Annotated in this window: 30 protein-coding genes; 12 read left to right on the top strand and 18 right to left on the bottom strand. The window is 68.6% G+C overall.

What is annotated here, in order from left to right; all coding sequences use genetic code 11:
* Positions 1-24: 24 nt before the first annotated feature.
* From DA075_RS10125 to DA075_RS10055, 18 genes are all read right to left on the bottom strand, one after another.
* The gene (locus DA075_RS10125; protein ID WP_099953103.1) at positions 25-735 is read right to left on the bottom strand and encodes a terminase small subunit; all 711 of its coding nucleotides are present in this window, start codon (positions 733-735) and stop codon (positions 25-27) included.
* 24 nt (positions 736-759) lie between these two features.
* Positions 760-891: a hypothetical protein gene (locus tag DA075_RS38110; protein ID WP_276330928.1), complete on the bottom strand. Its 132-nt coding sequence runs from the start codon at positions 889-891 to the stop codon at positions 760-762.
* Positions 892-1,091: 200 nt separating this feature from the next.
* Positions 1,092-1,841, bottom strand: a complete 750-nt coding sequence (locus DA075_RS10120) for a KOW motif-containing protein (protein ID WP_099953102.1) — start codon at positions 1,839-1,841, stop codon at positions 1,092-1,094.
* A gap of 53 nt (positions 1,842-1,894) precedes the next feature.
* Positions 1,895-2,119 (bottom strand): hypothetical protein, encoded by a 225-nt coding sequence (locus DA075_RS10115; RefSeq protein ID WP_099953101.1) that lies wholly within the window; start codon positions 2,117-2,119, stop codon positions 1,895-1,897.
* Positions 2,119-2,529 carry a Ros/MucR family transcriptional regulator gene (locus DA075_RS10110; protein ID WP_099953100.1) on the bottom strand — a complete coding sequence of 137 codons (411 nt, stop codon included), beginning with the start codon at positions 2,527-2,529 and terminating at the stop codon, positions 2,119-2,121. The genes DA075_RS10115 and DA075_RS10110 overlap by 1 nt, the downstream gene beginning before the upstream one ends.
* Before the next feature lie 70 nt (positions 2,530-2,599).
* Positions 2,600-3,175: a hypothetical protein gene (locus tag DA075_RS10105; RefSeq protein ID WP_123834238.1), complete on the bottom strand. Its 576-nt coding sequence runs from the start codon at positions 3,173-3,175 to the stop codon at positions 2,600-2,602.
* Positions 3,138-4,052 (bottom strand): hypothetical protein, encoded by a 915-nt coding sequence (locus DA075_RS35875; protein WP_123834236.1) that lies wholly within the window; start codon positions 4,050-4,052, stop codon positions 3,138-3,140. The genes DA075_RS10105 and DA075_RS35875 overlap by 38 nt, the downstream gene beginning before the upstream one ends.
* Complete coding sequence (locus DA075_RS35870; protein WP_123834234.1) at positions 4,049-4,306, bottom strand: hypothetical protein; 258 nt, start codon at positions 4,304-4,306, stop codon at positions 4,049-4,051. Before DA075_RS35870 ends, DA075_RS35875 begins: the two co-directional genes overlap by 4 nt.
* 5 nt (positions 4,307-4,311) lie before the next feature.
* A complete protein-coding gene (locus tag DA075_RS10100; protein ID WP_164712286.1) occupies positions 4,312-5,235 on the bottom strand; it encodes a DNA-methyltransferase in 924 nt (307 codons plus the stop codon).
* Positions 5,232-7,049, bottom strand: a complete 1,818-nt coding sequence (locus DA075_RS10095; RefSeq protein WP_244936550.1) for a helicase-related protein — start codon at positions 7,047-7,049, stop codon at positions 5,232-5,234. Before DA075_RS10095 ends, DA075_RS10100 begins: the two co-directional genes overlap by 4 nt.
* On the bottom strand, positions 7,046-7,393 hold the full coding sequence (locus DA075_RS10090; RefSeq protein ID WP_099953098.1) for a LexA family protein: 348 nt from the start codon (positions 7,391-7,393) through the stop codon (positions 7,046-7,048). The genes DA075_RS10095 and DA075_RS10090 overlap by 4 nt, the downstream gene beginning before the upstream one ends.
* A complete protein-coding gene (locus tag DA075_RS10085) occupies positions 7,390-7,635 on the bottom strand; it encodes a hypothetical protein (protein WP_099953097.1) in 246 nt (81 codons plus the stop codon). The genes DA075_RS10090 and DA075_RS10085 overlap by 4 nt, the downstream gene beginning before the upstream one ends.
* A complete protein-coding gene (locus DA075_RS10080) occupies positions 7,628-7,837 on the bottom strand; it encodes a hypothetical protein (protein ID WP_099953096.1) in 210 nt (69 codons plus the stop codon). The genes DA075_RS10085 and DA075_RS10080 overlap by 8 nt, the downstream gene beginning before the upstream one ends.
* Complete coding sequence (locus DA075_RS35865) at positions 7,834-8,265, bottom strand: hypothetical protein (protein WP_123834232.1); 432 nt, start codon at positions 8,263-8,265, stop codon at positions 7,834-7,836. Before DA075_RS35865 ends, DA075_RS10080 begins: the two co-directional genes overlap by 4 nt.
* Positions 8,266-8,530: 265 nt before the next feature.
* Positions 8,531-8,992 carry a hypothetical protein gene (locus tag DA075_RS10070; protein ID WP_099953094.1) on the bottom strand — a complete coding sequence of 154 codons (462 nt, stop codon included), beginning with the start codon at positions 8,990-8,992 and terminating at the stop codon, positions 8,531-8,533.
* Positions 8,989-9,186 carry a hypothetical protein gene (locus DA075_RS10065; RefSeq protein ID WP_099953093.1) on the bottom strand — a complete coding sequence of 66 codons (198 nt, stop codon included), beginning with the start codon at positions 9,184-9,186 and terminating at the stop codon, positions 8,989-8,991. The genes DA075_RS10070 and DA075_RS10065 overlap by 4 nt, the downstream gene beginning before the upstream one ends.
* A gap of 1 nt (position 9,187) precedes the next feature.
* The gene (locus DA075_RS10060; RefSeq protein WP_099953092.1) at positions 9,188-9,403 is read right to left on the bottom strand and encodes a hypothetical protein; all 216 of its coding nucleotides are present in this window, start codon (positions 9,401-9,403) and stop codon (positions 9,188-9,190) included.
* Between the two features lie 62 nt (positions 9,404-9,465).
* Positions 9,466-9,711, bottom strand: a complete 246-nt coding sequence (locus DA075_RS10055) for a helix-turn-helix domain-containing protein (protein ID WP_099953091.1) — start codon at positions 9,709-9,711, stop codon at positions 9,466-9,468.
* Positions 9,712-9,726: 15 nt separating this feature from the next.
* On the opposite strand from DA075_RS10055, the gene DA075_RS10050 reads away from it, so the two are divergent.
* From DA075_RS10050 to DA075_RS09990, 12 genes are all read left to right on the top strand, one after another.
* Positions 9,727-10,107: a helix-turn-helix domain-containing protein gene (locus DA075_RS10050; protein WP_099953090.1), complete on the top strand. Its 381-nt coding sequence runs from the start codon at positions 9,727-9,729 to the stop codon at positions 10,105-10,107.
* Positions 10,108-10,518: 411 nt separating this feature from the next.
* Positions 10,519-10,803, top strand: a complete 285-nt coding sequence (locus DA075_RS10040; protein WP_099953088.1) for a hypothetical protein — start codon at positions 10,519-10,521, stop codon at positions 10,801-10,803.
* A complete protein-coding gene (locus DA075_RS10035; RefSeq protein ID WP_099953087.1) occupies positions 10,803-11,033 on the top strand; it encodes a hypothetical protein in 231 nt (76 codons plus the stop codon). The genes DA075_RS10040 and DA075_RS10035 overlap by 1 nt, the downstream gene beginning before the upstream one ends.
* Positions 11,033-11,464: a hypothetical protein gene (locus tag DA075_RS10030; protein ID WP_123834230.1), complete on the top strand. Its 432-nt coding sequence runs from the start codon at positions 11,033-11,035 to the stop codon at positions 11,462-11,464. Before DA075_RS10035 ends, DA075_RS10030 begins: the two co-directional genes overlap by 1 nt.
* Positions 11,465-11,474: 10 nt before the next feature.
* Positions 11,475-11,786, top strand: coding sequence for a hypothetical protein (locus DA075_RS10025; RefSeq protein WP_099953085.1), 312 nt, complete (start codon positions 11,475-11,477; stop codon positions 11,784-11,786).
* A 5-nt stretch (positions 11,787-11,791) separates the two neighbouring features.
* Complete coding sequence (locus DA075_RS10020) at positions 11,792-12,097, top strand: hypothetical protein (RefSeq protein WP_099953084.1); 306 nt, start codon at positions 11,792-11,794, stop codon at positions 12,095-12,097.
* Positions 12,094-12,849 (top strand): hypothetical protein, encoded by a 756-nt coding sequence (locus DA075_RS10015; RefSeq protein WP_099953083.1) that lies wholly within the window; start codon positions 12,094-12,096, stop codon positions 12,847-12,849. The genes DA075_RS10020 and DA075_RS10015 overlap by 4 nt, the downstream gene beginning before the upstream one ends.
* The gene (locus DA075_RS10010; protein WP_099953082.1) at positions 12,849-13,568 is read left to right on the top strand and encodes a trna delta -isopentenylpyrophosphate transferase; all 720 of its coding nucleotides are present in this window, start codon (positions 12,849-12,851) and stop codon (positions 13,566-13,568) included. Before DA075_RS10015 ends, DA075_RS10010 begins: the two co-directional genes overlap by 1 nt.
* The gene (locus DA075_RS10005; RefSeq protein ID WP_099953081.1) at positions 13,565-14,083 is read left to right on the top strand and encodes a hypothetical protein; all 519 of its coding nucleotides are present in this window, start codon (positions 13,565-13,567) and stop codon (positions 14,081-14,083) included. Before DA075_RS10010 ends, DA075_RS10005 begins: the two co-directional genes overlap by 4 nt.
* Before the next feature lies 1 nt (position 14,084).
* Positions 14,085-14,510: an HNH endonuclease signature motif containing protein gene (locus DA075_RS10000; protein ID WP_099953080.1), complete on the top strand. Its 426-nt coding sequence runs from the start codon at positions 14,085-14,087 to the stop codon at positions 14,508-14,510.
* On the top strand, positions 14,510-14,929 hold the full coding sequence (locus DA075_RS09995; protein ID WP_123834228.1) for a hypothetical protein: 420 nt from the start codon (positions 14,510-14,512) through the stop codon (positions 14,927-14,929). Before DA075_RS10000 ends, DA075_RS09995 begins: the two co-directional genes overlap by 1 nt.
* The gene (locus DA075_RS09990; protein ID WP_099953078.1) at positions 14,926-15,441 is read left to right on the top strand and encodes a zinc-finger-containing protein; all 516 of its coding nucleotides are present in this window, start codon (positions 14,926-14,928) and stop codon (positions 15,439-15,441) included. The genes DA075_RS09995 and DA075_RS09990 overlap by 4 nt, the downstream gene beginning before the upstream one ends.
* The last annotated feature ends 4 nt before the right edge of the window (positions 15,442-15,445 follow it).

Raw genomic sequence — 15,445 nt, 5'->3', positions numbered from 1 at the left:
TCGACGTAGTCCGGCGGCCAGGTCTCAGTCGTCGCCGTTGATGGTGCCGGCATAAGCGTCGGCCGCTTCCTTGGGCGACATGGTTTTCGTGATGGTCTGGATCGGGCCGCCGCCGGGGCCGGAGTGCTCGACCTTGTCCTTGAACATCCCGAGGTGCCGACCGAGCTTATCCAGGGCGGCGAGCTTGTCGTGCATCTTGAAGGCCATGCCCTCTCGGGTCTGCTTGACCTCGGCGACAGCGCCCGCCGTGTCGTCGTCGATCTGATCCGACGGGATCAAGGCCATCGGCGTGTGGGCGCGGACAGCAATGACGCCCTCCGCGCCAACCCGCCGTCGCTTCAGCGCTCCGCCACGAGGCTGAGGCTCCAACTCCTCCTCGACCTCGGCCTCGAAGTCCTCCTCGATCCCTTTTCCGTCAGCCCGGATGAAGTGGTCCGCGACCTCGGGCGAGCACGGCACCATGACCGTCTCACCCCACTTCATCGCCTTGCGGATGTCGCTGAAGGCGATCTTGGCGAGCTCGCGGACAACGCGCTCGACGGTCACGCCCGCACGCTCGGCGCCCTCGGCCAGGATCTCATCAATCCGGGCTCGAACCTTCTCATTGCCTCTCAGACGCGCAGCGTTGCCATCATGCGCCGAGTAGCCGGCGCGGACGAACGCCTCACTCGCTGAGCGGCCCTGAGCGACTTCCTGAGCGAACAGCTCATGCTTTGAGTTGGAAAGGATCGGCATTGAGCGGATCGTGAGAGCGCTGGCCTACTTCCGCATCCCCTCCAGGGCCTTCAGCACCTCGGGCGAGGGATCATGCATCGTGATGATGCGGCCTGAGGAGGCCCAGCCGACGACGAGGATGGGGGGCGCCTTGGTGGCCTTGCGGGTGGTTGGCATGGGTGGGATCGGCAGTGCAAGGGCATAGGTAAACCGGCCGCCTCGCCAGGTGCTGCACCCGCGTGGGCCGGGTCCAAGCTGCGGATCGGTGATCCGGCGGGCCCCAACCGGGGCGCGTCTTTCGCGAAGGGAAGGCCCCTTGCGCTGGAGCTGGATTGCCTGAAGCGCAACCTATAGCGCGGTGGGCAATCCGGCAAGCATTACGCTGCCTCGAGGTGCCGCTCTTCACAGGCTACTTGCGTGACACGCCCGAAGATGCTGACGCCGACCGTGTAGAGATCGGTCTTGCGGTCATGCGATTCAACGACACCGGGGAACGACGCGAACGGGCCTGAAGTGACCCGCACGCGATCGCCCACGCCGTAGAGCAGCTCCAGCAACTCATCGCCGCTGACGACGTGCGAGGTGTCGGTGTCGGGATCGTAGCGCATGTATTTGCACACGTGGTCCGCAAAATGCTGCATCGGGCCGGCGGCGATGAAGGGCACCGCCCGGTCGCCGCAGATGTCGGCATCAAGAAGCGCTTGCCGGAACTGCTCACGATGGATCCAGCCGAGGCCGTCGCCGATGACGCCGAACACCTGCCAGACGTGCCGGCATTCCTCGATCAGCCGCATGTCGGACCAACCCCGCAGGCCGACGAAGATTACCCGACGCATCACCGGCACCATGGCGACCCGCGGTGGTCCGCCGTCGCGTTGCTCGCGAACCTTCTCCCGAGCCTCGAATACCGGGAGGCCTGCGGCGGTGAGCGCTTTGGCGCAGCGATTACCGCTGAGCGGGTAGGCCTCGACGGCGAGCCATTCCCGGCCGGCGGGGAGGATCACCCGCTCACGGGCCCGCAGGCGGCGCTTGATGGCCTTCTCGCGATCGTGGCGAGCCGCGGTCTGGGCGTGCTTCACCGATTGCTGGCGGCGGGCCTTGCGGCGGTTGCGCTGCTTCTTCGTCACGGTACGCCTCCACGCTGCAGGATGAGGCCGGCGCCGAAGCGCCGGCCCGGGTCTCAGGGTCTCGTTACGCCCAGCCGCTCACACAGGCGGCGAACGGCCTCGTCAGTCGACATCCGCTCAATGCGGTGCCCACGCCGGATTCCGTCAGCACAGAACCGGGCAAGGTCGCGATCCCACGCCCGTCGCTGCTTCGCGGTCATGGGCTGGTCCGGCTCCGCCATGGTGATGGCGTAGACCCCGCGATCATCGATCAGGGCATAGTCGGACCGCTCGGCCATCACGCCACCGCCGCCAGATGCCGCTTCCGGCTCTGCCCCAGCCCACTCGACTTCGCGAGCTCGCTCCGCTGCGCCGCGTAGTTCGCCGCCACCATGGGGTAGTCGACCGGCAAGCCCCACTTCGCCCGGTACTGCTCCGGGGTCAGCCCGCGCCCGGCCAGGTGCCGCTTCAGGGTCTTGTAGGGCCGGCCGTCCTCGAGGCTGACGATGTGGTCCGGCGTCACCGTCTTGCGGATCGGTACCGGCGGCTCGAGCTTGACCGGCTCCGGCGCGGCCGGGGCGCCGAGCTTCGCCAGGGCCGCGTGGGTCGAGACGATCAGCCCGGGCAGGTCGCTCACCGGGACCGAGTTGTGGGCGACGTAGGCCGAGACGAGGGCGGCGGTGCGGGTGACGTGGTCGTGATCGGACATAGGGTGCTCCTGGTGGGTGGATCCCCCGTGGTGGGGGAGGGTGGCCCGCGGTGGCGGGATTCGGGGAAGGTCAGGCGGCCTCGCTGGGCACACCGGCCTTGGCGAGGATGCGACGGTCCAGCTTGAGCCCGCCCATGCCGCCTTCGGTGACCCGGGCGAGCTCGGCTTCGGCCAGCTGCGGAACTGGGCTGCGCAGCGAGGCGGCGAGATCTCGCACGAGCTGTGCGACCTTCTCGCGGTCCTCCGGCGAGGGCTCTGGGATCACCTCGGCATCGAGAATGGCCGCGATCCGGCGAAGCTCCTCGTCGATGGGCGCTGTCAGCACGCGCGCTTCGGCGATTACCTGGGGCTCAGTCGGGCAGCGCCCGCGATCGTAAGGGGTGGTCGCACGGCTCTCGCGGAACCGCTGCACTGCCTCAGCGACGGCCCAGACCGGGAGTGGCGAGAGGATCTTCACCCAATCATCGATCGCATCGGCCGTCGAGATGTCATCGGCGCCGAAGGCTGGGAACGCGCCGAGCAACCGCGCGACTGCCGGCTGATGTGCCTTGCCACCTTGGCGTAGGGCGCGGGCAAGCTCGTCGCGCCTCTCCTCCAGTGCCGCCCGTTCAGCGATGCCGGGAACTCGCGACGCGGAGATGGCCATTCGGCGGAACTCGCCGGGGATCTCCTCCAGCGCCCCCGAGTAGGTCCGGATCAGATCGTCCATCTTCCTCGTGGTCGATGACGGGGCTGCCATCGTCGTACCGCGGGGTCGGGTTGTCGTCGGGAGCATCGTGGTCTCGCTTAATTTGGCGGAGAAGAAGTGCACGACGTGAAGAGGCATTCAGTGGGCGGTCAGGCGAACCGCGATCTGGCGGCTTCTCTAGTTTGGTATCCCAAGCGGCAACATCAGACCGCAGCTTGCCGACGATGAAAGACACGGCGTCGGCCGGTTTATGCTGAACGGCCGCATCGATAGCGAGGACGATAGTCAAAGCGTCGTCATCGCAGAACCGCAGCCACTTGCCGAGCAGAGCGCGAACGACCGGATCCGGCCGACCGGTCATCCGCTGCAGCGTGTCCTTGCCCCGATTGAACAGATCGAGACGAGGATCGTAGGCGCCGGCCTCTGCCGGCAGGTCGCCATCGCCGCCTTCGCCACCCCCGGCCTGCCCGCTCGCGCCGCTCGGCGGCGCCGACCCGTCAGGGTCGGAACCGGAGTGGGCGGGGGGTTTAAGGGGGGTGGGGTGGGGTGTCGGGGAGGGGCGGGGGACATCGAGGGGGGTGGGCGAACCATGTCCCCCACCGTCCCCGCTTGTCCCCTTCTGTCCCGGCATGTCCCCGTCTGTCCCCGGGACATCGGGGGACATGTTGCCCTTACCGGTTGCCCGCTGCCGACGCTTCTTCGCGGCCGCCTTGGCTCGACGAGCGACTTTCTCCGCCTCTTCCTGCGCGATGGCAGCCTTCATCAGGGTCGCCATCTGCTCGCGGGTCAGCCCGGCCGCCACCATCGCGTCGATCATCTCGGGCGTGATGCTCATGCAGCCGCCCCGGATGGTTGTTCCACCGCTGCGTCGACCCGCACGCGGCAATCGGGGTCATCACACGCCGTCCAGACAGGCTTGAGCCATTGCCGGAATCCGGCCTGGCGACGGCTGTAGGGCGACCAGGTCGCGACACCGCAGAAGCTGCAGAAGGACGGATCGGGACCGGGCGCCACCTCGCGGGCCGGCGGCCCGTCCTGAAACAGGTCGGCGGAAGGCGCCCGCAAGGCCGTGAGTTTCGGGCGCGCCATGACGGCTACTCCGCCGCTGTGGCGAAGAGATCGGCCCGCGCACCCTGGCGCTCAGCTTCGCCGAGATACTTCACGGCCTGGGCGTAGTAGCTGGCCTTCAGCTCGGTGCCGAGGAAGCGGCGGCCCTGGAGTAGAGCCTGGTAGCCCTCCGAGCCGATGCCCATGAACGGCGAGTAGACCGTCTCGTCGGGGTTCGTATACTGGCGCACCAGGCGCTCGGTGAGATCAAGCGGCATCGGGCACAGGTGCTTCTCGGCCTCGGCGTCCCGGGCGACGCGAACGTTGAGCACGTCCGTCTCATCGGTGTCGTACCAGATGCCCGAGGACATCCAGACCGGCTGGGCGAGGTCCTGCCAGGACTCCAGCGGGTGCGTCTCCGGGTCGTGCAGGACCGGCGGCACGGCATCCATGCCGTCAGCCCACTTCCGGAACACGACGATGTACTCGGGCAAGCCCCCGCCCGTGCGCGCCGCGTCGGTGCGGAAGTTCTTGTAGAGGAGCCGGTCGCTCTTCGTCTTCTGCATCTCGCGGACCGGGCAGCGGTCGATCGTGATGCGGCGGTGATAGGTCCAGCCCTCGGCGGTGTGGGTCCGGATGCAGTCGCCGACAAAGTCGCGGATGCCGCGGTCACCCTTCTCGGAGGCGTTCGAGTAGAAGACGAGATCCTTGACGTGGATCGCCGTCAGCCGGCCGGGCTTGGTGACCCGGAACAGCTCGCGCACGAGGTGCCGGTAGTGGGCCTGGAATTCCTCGTCTGAGCCGACATTGCCCATGTCGCGCTCGCTCTCTGAATAAATATATAGCGAGGAAAATGGAGGCGAGTAGACCGAAAAGTCGATGCTGTCGTCGGGCATCTCAGCCGTGAATTCTACCGTGTCCGCATTGTAAACAGCGAAGCGCTGGCTGATTTTCGAGTCGAAGACGTTCATGGCACCATCCACGCGGGCAACCGCGCTCCCTGTTGCGGGTCATAGGTCTCGAGGACACGGTGAGACTGGGCGGCGCGCGCCATGGCGGCCGACATCGCGAGCTTCATCGCCGAGTGGTCGCCGGCCTTGCGGTTCACGACGTCCCAGATCGACGCCTCGGTGTCGGCGCAGACGACGTGGGCGATGACCTCGCGCAGCTGGCGGAAGCGCCAGCACCGGCGGACGGCCTGGTAGAAGGCCTCGTAGGAGAACGAGAGGCCCATGAACGCCATGCGGGCGCAGTGCTGCCAGTTGAGGCCGAAGCCGGCGATGCTGGGCTTGGTAATGAGGATGCGGACCGCGCCGGAAGAAAAGGCGGCCAGCCGCTCCTCCTTCTGGTCGATCGACATCGACCCCCGCACTTCGGTCGCCTCGGGCAACAGGGCCTTGAGGGCGTCGGCGTCGTAGTCGGTCTCGACCCAGCAGATCCACGCCTCATCCGGCTCGGCGCGAACCAGCTCGGCGACCCGGGCGGCGCGCTCGTCCTTGGTGAGTCGCTTCTCCTGGTGGATCGAGGTCGCCGACGCGCTCGGGATCCGGAACAGCCTGCCCTGGCCGCCCTTCTCCTCGCCCGCATCAACCGAGCGGTCGGCCTGAACGATGTGCCGGCGCACGACGAGTTCGGGCATCACGAAGCCGTCGTCGCTGAAGCCGAGATCCGACGGCCGCGACACGCACCGGGCCCAGGAGGCGACCCAGTCCCAGAACGAGCGCACGGCCGGCTTCTTCAGGCGGTACCGGCCGGCGTTCGCCTGGTCGGCGATGAACCACCGCGACAGCATCTCCGGCGGGCGCATCACGCCCAGGAACTCGCTGTGCTGACCCAGCTCGGTGTGATCGTTCGGCGCCGGCGTCGCCGTGCAGCAGAGCCGGTACGGCGTGCGGGCGAAGGTCTCGACCAGCTTGCGCTTGGTGGAGCCGGTGAAGCTCTTCAAGATCGAGCTCTCGTCGAGGATCACCCCCGCGAAGTCGTCCGGGTTGAAGCGCTCCAGCCGCTCGTAGTTGGTGATGGCGATGCAGGCCTGCTCCGGCGCGGCCCCGAAGCGCGATAGCCGGGCCTCGACGCCGATGCGCTGGGCCTCGGCGTGGTGCTGCGCCGCGACGGCGAGGGGTGCCAGCATCAGCACCGGGCGATTCGTCCGGCGCGCGACAGCATCACCCCAAGCGAGTGCCAGCGCCGTCTTGCCGAGCCCGGTATCCAGGAACTCGGCGGCGCGGCCGGCGCGCAGCGCGAACTCCAGGCAGTGCTCCTGATGGGGGAACAAGCCCGGCAGGATGTCCCGGCTGCCGACGTCGGCGAAGCCCTGCGGCTCGGCGGCGACGCGCTTGCGAGAGATGAGATCGCGGTAGGAGGTGATGTCGCTCAGCGACGCGGCGCGAACGATGCGCGCCACTGCCGGAGCGGAGAACGCGGCCGGCGCGGGCGCGCTCACGGTCTCGGCAGGCGCCGGCTGCCCCTGCACGAGGCTGCGATAGACCGGGTAGAGGTGCTTGTTCTTCCGCGGGTCGGCCGAGTGCCGGGTGTCGCCGGTGCGCTCGATGACGCCCTCGCGGATCGCCTGCATCCACACGGAGCCCCAAGCATTGTGGTGGCGCGGGCGGGCCGGGCAAGCGGCGAGGACGTCGTCGATGTGGACCGTAGCTTGCTCCCGGGCAAGGCGCAGGATCGTCGCGTAGGCTAGGGCGCTGAAGCCTGGTTGCTCGGCGGCCTCCGCATCCGCGGCGACCTGCATGCCGGCGTCGCGCCGGGCTTCAGCGACGGCGAGCGCGGTCACGGGCGATCTCCATGGGCATCGAGCACGGCGCTCAGGAAGGCGTGGGGAGTGGTGCCGGCGCGGTCGGCCAGGTTGCGGATGCGCGCCTGGATCGAGGCAGGCAGCTCGAGCGCCGCCGGCGTCGCGGCCAGCACGATCGCGCGGGACCGACGCGAGAGACGGTGAAGATGACCGCGCTCGACCAGGGCATTCAGCAGTCGGCCGATGCCGGACTTGCTTTGCAGCCCGACCCCCGTGCGCATCTCGTCGTAGCTCGGCGGCACGCCGTCGCTGGCGGCGATGTACCGCTCGATGAAAGTCAGCAGCTCGCGCTGCTTCAGCGTGAGGCCGATGCGCTGTGTCATGCGGCGTCCTCCGCCCCGGCCTCGGCCGCGGTCTCGACCTCGCCCGCCGCGAGCAGGATCCGCTCGGCGAGGTGGCGCGCGTCGACCGGGTCGAGCAGCAGGTCGGCCGCGCCACCAGGCTGAGCGACGGCGAGCATCACGCGCCCGAGCCCGACCGCGACGGTGGCGGTCGAGATGCCGGCATCAGTGACGAGGGTCAGGCCGGCGCCGCCGTGGCGGACCTCGAACAGGGCGTCAGCCACGGTCGCGGCCCTCTTGACGATGTCCGGGGCGGTCGCGCGCCCAGAACCGACGCAGCCACTCCGGCGGCGCCTTGGCGGCGGCGCGCCATGCCCGATCCTCGCACCAGCGCGACCAGCGCAGGAGCGGATGGACGGGGAGCATCAGCCCTTCCGCAATGCCACGCAGGACCGAGGCAGCGATGCCGTAGACGTTCGGGCTCATCGGGCACCTCGCAGGCTCGCGAGCTGCTGTTCGATCGCCTCGGCCCGGGCCTCGAGCGCGGCTTGGCGCTCGGCGCGAGCGACCCGATGCCACCACCCAGCCTCGTCGGGCCGGATCGCGCACAAAAACGCCGCGCCGTAGGTCGCGATCATCGCGTCATAGGCCGGGCCCGAGGGGCAATGGCCCTGGTCGAGCCACTTGCGTGCGGTGCCGACCGCAACACCGATGTCGGCCGCAACGTACATCGCCGTCTTGGCCGGATAGCGCTCACGCAAGAAATGACATGCCCGTTCCGCTAACGTTCGGGCGTCGATCTGCGAAAACTTTCGCAGATCCGAACCGGACTTTCTCATCGCGCTCCCCGATGCTGTGGACATCGGGGATTGTTCGGAAAGGGAGCCGGAAGAGATGGTGGAGGCGAACGACATGTCAGCGCCTCGCCAGGTTGAGGTGGATAGACGCACGAACGCAGGCGTGATCGGCGGCCGCCAAGCACAGACGATCACGCGAAAGGGAGCGGCCCGGCCGGGAGGTCTTGCGATGACACCGGCCGGGCGCCTCAAGCCGCGCTCCTGCGAGACGCCGCGGCGAGAGGAAAAAGGGTGCGCCTACGCCCTGGGTGGGGGCGACCGGAAGGACGTAGGCGCGCACATCGGGGGCCCCGACGTGATCGTGAAGGGACGCAAGCATGGCTCAGCGCCCCGCGTGGGCGGCGATAGCGCGCACCGCCTCAACCGGCGGCACGGCGAACACCTCGTGAATGTCGTCGAGGGTCAGGCCGGCGGCGTGCGCGGCGGCGATGGTTGGGCTGTCCACGCAGAGCGGGCCGACGATGCGGCAGCGCGCGCGCAGAATGTGAATGGCTGTCGAGGTGCCGATCGCGAACCGCGGGGATGGATCGACGCGACGTGCACGCACCTCGTCGAGCATCGCATGGGCTTGGTCGGCCGCGCGCGCCATACACCGCGCGTTGTCGTCTCGGCGCATCCGCAGAGAGAAGCCGCGGCGCTTCGAAAAAGCGCGCCTGACGCGCTCGCGGCAGACGTGATGGCGCTGCGCGACCGCGTCCAGGGTCAGGCCTTCCTCGTAGCTCGCCGCGAAGGCGTCGCTGAGCGGGTCGGGCTGGTTAGGCTTGAGGCGGGCGGGCCGGCTCATCGCGCCACCTCCGACAGCACACGCACCGACCCGTTGAGCGGGTTGGGCTGCGAGGCGCGCTTCGACAGGCAGCCGGCCATGGCGACCGCCCACAGGCCGAGGATGCCGAGCACGAGCGCGACGAACGCGACCGCCTCGGAGGTCAGGACGGTGCGGTTGCCGTGGCGACGGGAGATGCGGGGAGCGTTCGGCATCTCACGCCTCCCGCGAATTCTGACGGACCGAAATACGGTCGCCGTCGGCGGTCAGGCGCTCGCCGGCGGCGAGCGGGCGGTCGAGCTTGGCCCCGGGGCTTTCACCCGGTCCGGCATGGTTCACGCGTCCTGCCCGGTTGCCCGGCGCCTCCAGGGCGTTTTCCGCTGCCACCGTCTCGGGCGCGTTCACACCGGCCCGATCCGCGTCGCGGTCCATCTCGTGACAGCCTCGCGTGAGGCCGATGTAAGTGCCGCGGTCAGCGGCGGGATGGGGGCGGGTCATGCCGCGGCCCCCGCCTCATCGGACAACGTCGTCGGCGGGACGAGCATCCCCCACAGCGTCGCCGGCGCCGATCTTTCCGCGTTCGCAAGCGCCGCCTGCATCACGAGGAACGTGCTGGGCGGGAAGCTCTGCTTCTCGCGCCAGTTCGAGACAGCAGCGAGTTTGCGCCCGGTGAGGCGCGCAACTCGCGTCGTGCCGCCTAGGGCATCGATCACTTCGCTGGTGGTCGCAAGCTCGTTCATAGAGCCTGTATATTCATGCAGCGTGTAGATTGCAAGCGCCGCGAGATGTGGATGGATCGCGGGTCGGCCACCCCGGCAAAATGGGGCATGGCCGACACGACGCAGAACCCCACAAGCAAGGAAGCGATCGGAGCGAGGCTGAAGCTCGTTCGCGAAGCGTTAGAACTCAGCCAAGCGGAAATCTGCCGCCGGGCTGGCATCGCCACGAACACGTGGAACAATTATGAAAAGGGCAAAAACCGGATAAGCCTGGACGAGGCTCTTAAAGTAGCGAACGCGACAGGTATTCCTCTAGATTATATATACCGCGGGATTGATGCTTTCCTGCCGGTTCATGTTGGAGATGGCATTCGTCGCTTACGATCGACGCAGGAAACCAAGCGCGAAACCGCTTAGCGAATTAGTTGCACGACATTCTCAGGCCGACTCTCAGTTTTAGGAGCGTCGGCAAGAAACGTTTTCACCAATGTCTCAGCATACCGCAGGACGGCTAAGGCCTCGTCCATATCATCCGGCAGCTGCATGACGACCTGCAGAGCTTGGCGCTTAAGCCAAACCTCTTCGGATGCCCCGTCTTTGGCCTGACCCATCGCGCGCCTCGTCGCCCGAGCCGGGCCGATGCCCGGTGTTAGCATATGAGAACAAATTGAGAACGAATTTGCAAGCCTAGTTGTTCCGGCGACACGGTGCACGGCATGCGCGAACCCGCCGCCGAGCGTCAAGTTCACGCTCCATGTATTTTTCGCTTGCGATCTACATGGCGCATGAATATCGTAAGCCATCGCCACCCCGCGATGGACCCCGCCGATGCACACCGCCTTCAACATCCTCGACGCCGAGCAGGCCCGCTACCGCGCGCTGCACGCCGCCTTGGTGACCGCGCCCCTCCCGCAGCTCGAGGCGCACGACGGCAGCGCACGCCGCTACCCCATTCCTCACATCGACGCTGAGGCGGTCCGGCAGGCCATCCTGATCGACCGGGCCGACCGGCTCGCCGTGACGGCGTCGCGGGTCGCTGGTGTCGCCGCTCTCTTCGTCGGCCTCGCCGCCTCCGTCCAGGTCGTCGCTCTCTACGTCGGGAGCGTGCTGTGATGCGCCCCGAGCTCCTGACCAACGGCCACAGCCGTCACATCACTGACCGCGTCCGCACGCTCCCGGCGGCCGGCCGCCTCCCGCCGCTGCGGGTGGACGAGGTGCTGACCGCGCAGGCGGCGAACGACGACCGAACCAGTCTCGTCAGAGGGTTCTTCATCCTCGGGCTGGTGATCGCCACGTTCATCGCGCTCGGCGTCGCCGCCTTCCTGATCGGGCGGGGGTGGTGATGGCCGACATCCTCCGCCCCGGCGCCAGCGCCGCCCCCAAGGTCGCTGCCGCGCAGATGGCCGCTCGCCACCGGGCTCAGGCTGCCGAGCGCCGCGCCGCCATCATGATCGCCCGGATCGCCGCCGGCCACACCCGCCTCGACGCGGACCGGCCCACACTCGTCCAGGTCCATGAAACGCTGCAGGAGCTGTGGGCCGCCCGCCGCGCCGTCGACGAGATCCACTTCGCCGCCCTCGGCGCCGCCGACATCTGGGAAGCTGAGCGGCGCACCGGCGGCCCAACGCCCCTCGACGAGGACGACCTCGCCGACGCCATCATCAAGCGCCTGGAGCTCAACTGCGCCGCCGCCATCGAGGCATCCGAGCCGATCGGGCAGCCGACCTTCCACGACGACGTCCGCGCGACCTACCGCGCCGCAGCCGGCTACTAGGGAGTATTCCATGTCCGCCCTGTTCCGTGCGGCCGACGAGGCTGCCCGTCTGCCCTCCAGCATCCGGGCGATGATCGCGTCGATCTCACCCCACCATCGCGCCATTCAGGAAATCATCGAGGACCTGGAGCGCGCCCGTCGGGCCGGGGCCGACATGGCTCAGTTCGACGATCGGCTCGGCGCCGCCTGCGAATTCGCTGCGCACCTCTCCCGGCAGCTCACCGCGTTGCGCACCGGCGACATGGATGCCGTGAAGCTCGCTGACCTCGATTTCCTGAAGCGCTTCGCGCCCGCCGGGCCGGCGCGGCTGGCGGCGGAGTGACGGCGATGATCGCTCGCGACAGGAACGTGCTGCGCGTCGGCAACCTCATCATCCGGGCTGAGCGCTGGCCCTGGCAGGGCTATGGCTGGCGCTCTACGGGCGGGTTCAAGGCGCCGCTGAACCAAGGTGGAGCTCGTTTCGGCGCCGGCTGGCGCTGGAAACTCGGCATCTGCGTCGGTAGCACCACGGTGCTCGTAGAGCTGCTGTTCGGGATGCTGGTGTTCCGATGGGAGTCGGCAGCCGACCGCGCCGCTATCGCAGCTCGCAAGGCGCGGATCGACGAAATCCTGCGCACTCGGGTGGCCGAATGAGCGCCGTGCTCGCCGCTCCCGCCATGGGCCACAACGGCGGGCCCGCCCTCACGCCGTTCGAGGTCTCGCGCGACGAGATCGACGCTCTCTGCGCTGAGGCACGGCACTGGCTCGAAGCCGATGGCGTGAAGAGTCAAGCCGATGCCGACGGCGTATCGAAGCTGCTCGACCTGCTCCGCAAGGCCATCAAGCGGGCAGATGAGCGCCGTGTCGCCGAGGCCAAGCCGCATGACGAAGCGAAGGCCGAGATCCAGGCGCGCTACGGCGCGCTGATTCAGGACAACAAGTCGGGGAAGGGCCGCGCGGTGCTGGCCGTCGAGGTCTGCAAGGCAGCCCTGACGCCTTGGCTCGAGCGGCAGGAGGCCGAGAAGCGGGCGGCGGCCGAGGCAGCGCGGCGCGAGGCTGATGAGCAGGCCCGGCAGGCAGCACTGGCGCTGCAGCTGAGCAAGCCATCCGACATTGAGGAGCGCGAGCACGCCGAGGACCTGGCGCAGGACGCGCGCCGCGCCGCGGCGGCTGCCGGCCGGGCGGAGGCCGACCGCGCCAGCGCTCGTGGCGGTACGCGCGCGGTCACCCTCCGCACAACCTACCGCGCCGAGGTCACCGACGAGACCGCGTTCGCCCGCTGGGTCTGGGTGAACTGCCGCGCCGACCTCTCGGCGGCCCTTGCGGCCATCGCCAGCCGGCAGGTCGCCGCCGGTGTCCGCGCCATTCCTGGCGTCGCCATACACGAAGAACGGAAGGCCGTCTGATGAGCGCCGAGTCCGACAAGCAAATCGCCGAGATCCTGGCAAACTACGGCGAGCCCTTGGCCGGCAATATCTGGCGCGTGCAGGGCACCGCGGTGATCTACCACAAAGCCTTGGAGCGGATCGCCGCTCAGGCACAGATCGCCTTCGGGCCGCCCCAGATCCTGCGCGCCGAGCGGGACGAGGCCGTGATCCTTGTCACTGGTGAAGTGCAGCTGGCGAACGACGGCGGCGTGCGTCGTGAGTGGTCGATCGGCGAGGCTCTGATCGGCGTGAACTACCGCGTCTCGGGCAAGCAGGCGGCCTACGTCTTCGCCATGGCGGAGAAGCGGGCCAAGGACCGGGTTATCCTCAAGCTGATCGGCCTGCACGGGCTGCTCTATTCCGAGGACGAGGCCGACGAGTTCAAGCCGACACCCGATACTAGGCAGCAGACGCGCCAGGACGCCGGGAAGCCAGCGCCAGAGGCCGGCAAGCCCCGCGAGCACGATCCGGCGAACGATGATAGCCCGCAGGCTGTCGAGGCCCGCCTGCGCGAGCGGATCGATGCCGCCGACAGCATAAACGCCGTCACCGACCTGATGCTCGCTCCTGAGACGCAGGCGGATCTCGCCTACCTCGCCCCAGGACTGCGCGACGAGGTGCGCGAGCACGCCAAGGCCCGGCTCGTGGCCCTCGGCTGGCCGGCGCGGACCCCGAAGAGCAGGGGCGGCCGGTCATGAGCGCCCTGCTGCCGGTCGAGTTCACGTGGACGGGCGATACGATGCAGCCGGCGGGCCGGTTCACCGGCCTCTGCGACCGGCAGTTCGTGATCGGCGAACGCTACATCCTCGTCGAGCACGAGGAGCGCAGCAGCAAGTCGCATGCCCACTTCTTCGCCTGCGTCCGGGACGGCTGGTCCAGCCTGCCCGAGCACCTGGCGGACCGCTTCCCGACCCCCGACCATCTCCGCAAGTGGGCGCTGATCAAGGCCGGCTTCCGGGATGAAGTGACCTTCGTCGCCTCCTCGAAGGCCGAGGCGGCGCGGATCGCGGCATTCCTCCGGCCGGTGGACGACACCTCGGTGGTCCGGGTGAAGGACGGGGTCGTGGTTCGCTGGACCGCGAAGAGCCAGTCCATGCGCGCCATGGGCAAGGAGGATTTCCAGCGCTCGAAAGATGCAGTGCTGGCCGTCATCGACGAGCTGATCGGCACCGCTCGCGGCACGCTGTCCCGTGAAGCGGGGAGGGCCGCCTGAGATGGCCCGCACGAACTTCACAAAGAAGGTGCAGCGCCAGGCGATCGAGCGCGCCGCCGGCCAGTGCGAAGGCCTGTTGCCCTCCGGCGAACGCTGCCCCTGTGAGCTACAGCCGGGCCGCTTTCAGGTCGACCACATCCTCATGGATGCCCTCGGCGGCCCGGCGATCCTCGCCAACGCCCAGGTGCTCTGCACCGACTGCCACAAGCTGAAGACTGACAAGGACAAGGCGCGGCTCGCGAAGGCCAAACGGCAGTCGGACGCTCACAACGGCGTCGTCGATCCTCGATCACGCCCGATGGCGAGCGGCAGGCCCCTGGATGGCGGGAGACCGCTTCCAGGCGCGGCGCCGGCCCATCGCGCCACGGCGCCCCTGACCAAAGCTCTCCCACCCCGCCGAGCCCTCTACACGCCGGAGCCGCGCTGATGATCCAATCTCCTACCGCCGACGCCGCAGGCCCTGCACTGACGCCGGCACAGCGCCGCGTTCTCCAGGTCCTGGCACGGGCCAACGGAGTTCACACCTACGTGTCCGTCGGCACGGAGATCGACCGGTCCCCCAAGTCGGTCGAGAAGGCCATCCGGTCGCTACAGCTCGCGCTGGTCGGGACGGCCATCACGATCAACCGCCGGCGCAATCCGGGCGAGCCGGCCCTGCGCATTTCGGTGGCAGGCGAGCCCGATCAGATCAGACGGATGCTCGGCGAGCCTCCCGCCGTCGTTCAGGCCGCTTCCCAACTCGTGGACATCGTCAGCCTGCCCAGCATAGGCGGACTTTCCTACGGCTATACCCGGGAAGGCCGCCTCGTCGTCGATGGAATCGTTCAGCCGGCGAGGATCGCATGAGCACAGACGATCCTCTCTGCTGCGGCCGGTCAGCCCGCCTCACCACCGGCGCCGAGATCTATCCGCGCCAGCCCCATCTACACGGCCGTCATTTCTACATCTGCGACGCCTGCAAGGGCTACTGCGGCACACACCGCGGCTCGACGCGCAGCCTCGGCACGCCGGCCGGCCCCGCGCTTCGGTTCGAGCGTCAGCATCTCCACGCGCATGTCATCGACCCGCTCTGGATGGAGGCGGAGCTGTGCGGGGCCTACGAGGACAAGCCGCCGAGGGTGGTGCACCAGATCCGGAAGCGTGCCCGGCAGCGGGTCTACGAGTTCCTGGCCGATCGCCTCGGCATCTCCGAGCAGGATTGCCACGTCGGCATGTTCGACATGACCCGGTGCGCCGCAGCCGCCGAAGCGCTGGCCGGCGTCGACTACCCGCAGATCCGTGAATGGGCCCGGCGCCGCGATGCGGTCGAGCGCCGGCCCTCTGCCCCGACACCGCGTGACAGCATCGCCGCAATCTGAGGAG

The organism is Methylobacterium currus, from assembly GCF_003058325.1.
GTDB lineage: Bacteria > Pseudomonadota > Alphaproteobacteria > Rhizobiales > Beijerinckiaceae > Methylobacterium > Methylobacterium currus.
Note: the sequence above shows the minus strand (reverse complement) of the source record. Positions and strands in the feature narration are given on the sequence as shown.

Coding starts and splice junctions, on each gene's coding strand:
- DA075_RS10125 (WP_099953103.1), bottom strand. CDS start 735: ATGCCGATCCTTTCCAACTCAAAGCATGAGCTGTTCGCTCAGGAAGTC.
- DA075_RS38110 (WP_276330928.1), bottom strand. CDS start 891: ATGCCAACCACCCGCAAGGCCACCAAGGCGCCCCCCATCCTCGTCGTC.
- DA075_RS10115 (WP_099953101.1), bottom strand. CDS start 2,119: ATGGCCGAGCGGTCCGACTATGCCCTGATCGATGATCGCGGGGTCTAC.
- DA075_RS10110 (WP_099953100.1), bottom strand. CDS start 2,529: ATGTCCGATCACGACCACGTCACCCGCACCGCCGCCCTCGTCTCGGCC.
- DA075_RS10105 (WP_123834238.1), bottom strand. CDS start 3,175: ATGGCCATCTCCGCGTCGCGAGTTCCCGGCATCGCTGAACGGGCGGCA.
- DA075_RS35875 (WP_123834236.1), bottom strand. CDS start 4,052: ATGAGCATCACGCCCGAGATGATCGACGCGATGGTGGCGGCCGGGCTG.
- DA075_RS35870 (WP_123834234.1), bottom strand. CDS start 4,306: ATGGCGCGCCCGAAACTCACGGCCTTGCGGGCGCCTTCCGCCGACCTG.
- DA075_RS10100 (WP_164712286.1), bottom strand. CDS start 5,235: ATGAACGTCTTCGACTCGAAAATCAGCCAGCGCTTCGCTGTTTACAAT.
- DA075_RS10090 (WP_099953098.1), bottom strand. CDS start 7,393: ATGACACAGCGCATCGGCCTCACGCTGAAGCAGCGCGAGCTGCTGACT.
- DA075_RS10080 (WP_099953096.1), bottom strand. CDS start 7,837: ATGAGCCCGAACGTCTACGGCATCGCTGCCTCGGTCCTGCGTGGCATT.
- DA075_RS35865 (WP_123834232.1), bottom strand. CDS start 8,265: ATGTCGTTCGCCTCCACCATCTCTTCCGGCTCCCTTTCCGAACAATCC.
- DA075_RS10070 (WP_099953094.1), bottom strand. CDS start 8,992: ATGAGCCGGCCCGCCCGCCTCAAGCCTAACCAGCCCGACCCGCTCAGC.
- DA075_RS10065 (WP_099953093.1), bottom strand. CDS start 9,186: ATGCCGAACGCTCCCCGCATCTCCCGTCGCCACGGCAACCGCACCGTC.
- DA075_RS10060 (WP_099953092.1), bottom strand. CDS start 9,403: ATGGACCGCGACGCGGATCGGGCCGGTGTGAACGCGCCCGAGACGGTG.
- DA075_RS10055 (WP_099953091.1), bottom strand. CDS start 9,711: ATGAACGAGCTTGCGACCACCAGCGAAGTGATCGATGCCCTAGGCGGC.
- DA075_RS10050 (WP_099953090.1), top strand. CDS start 9,727: ATGCAGCGTGTAGATTGCAAGCGCCGCGAGATGTGGATGGATCGCGGG.
- DA075_RS10040 (WP_099953088.1), top strand. CDS start 10,519: ATGCACACCGCCTTCAACATCCTCGACGCCGAGCAGGCCCGCTACCGC.
- DA075_RS10035 (WP_099953087.1), top strand. CDS start 10,803: ATGCGCCCCGAGCTCCTGACCAACGGCCACAGCCGTCACATCACTGAC.
- DA075_RS10030 (WP_123834230.1), top strand. CDS start 11,033: ATGGCCGACATCCTCCGCCCCGGCGCCAGCGCCGCCCCCAAGGTCGCT.
- DA075_RS10025 (WP_099953085.1), top strand. CDS start 11,475: ATGTCCGCCCTGTTCCGTGCGGCCGACGAGGCTGCCCGTCTGCCCTCC.
- DA075_RS10020 (WP_099953084.1), top strand. CDS start 11,792: ATGATCGCTCGCGACAGGAACGTGCTGCGCGTCGGCAACCTCATCATC.
- DA075_RS10015 (WP_099953083.1), top strand. CDS start 12,094: ATGAGCGCCGTGCTCGCCGCTCCCGCCATGGGCCACAACGGCGGGCCC.
- DA075_RS10010 (WP_099953082.1), top strand. CDS start 12,849: ATGAGCGCCGAGTCCGACAAGCAAATCGCCGAGATCCTGGCAAACTAC.
- DA075_RS10005 (WP_099953081.1), top strand. CDS start 13,565: ATGAGCGCCCTGCTGCCGGTCGAGTTCACGTGGACGGGCGATACGATG.
- DA075_RS10000 (WP_099953080.1), top strand. CDS start 14,085: ATGGCCCGCACGAACTTCACAAAGAAGGTGCAGCGCCAGGCGATCGAG.
- DA075_RS09995 (WP_123834228.1), top strand. CDS start 14,510: ATGATCCAATCTCCTACCGCCGACGCCGCAGGCCCTGCACTGACGCCG.
- DA075_RS09990 (WP_099953078.1), top strand. CDS start 14,926: ATGAGCACAGACGATCCTCTCTGCTGCGGCCGGTCAGCCCGCCTCACC.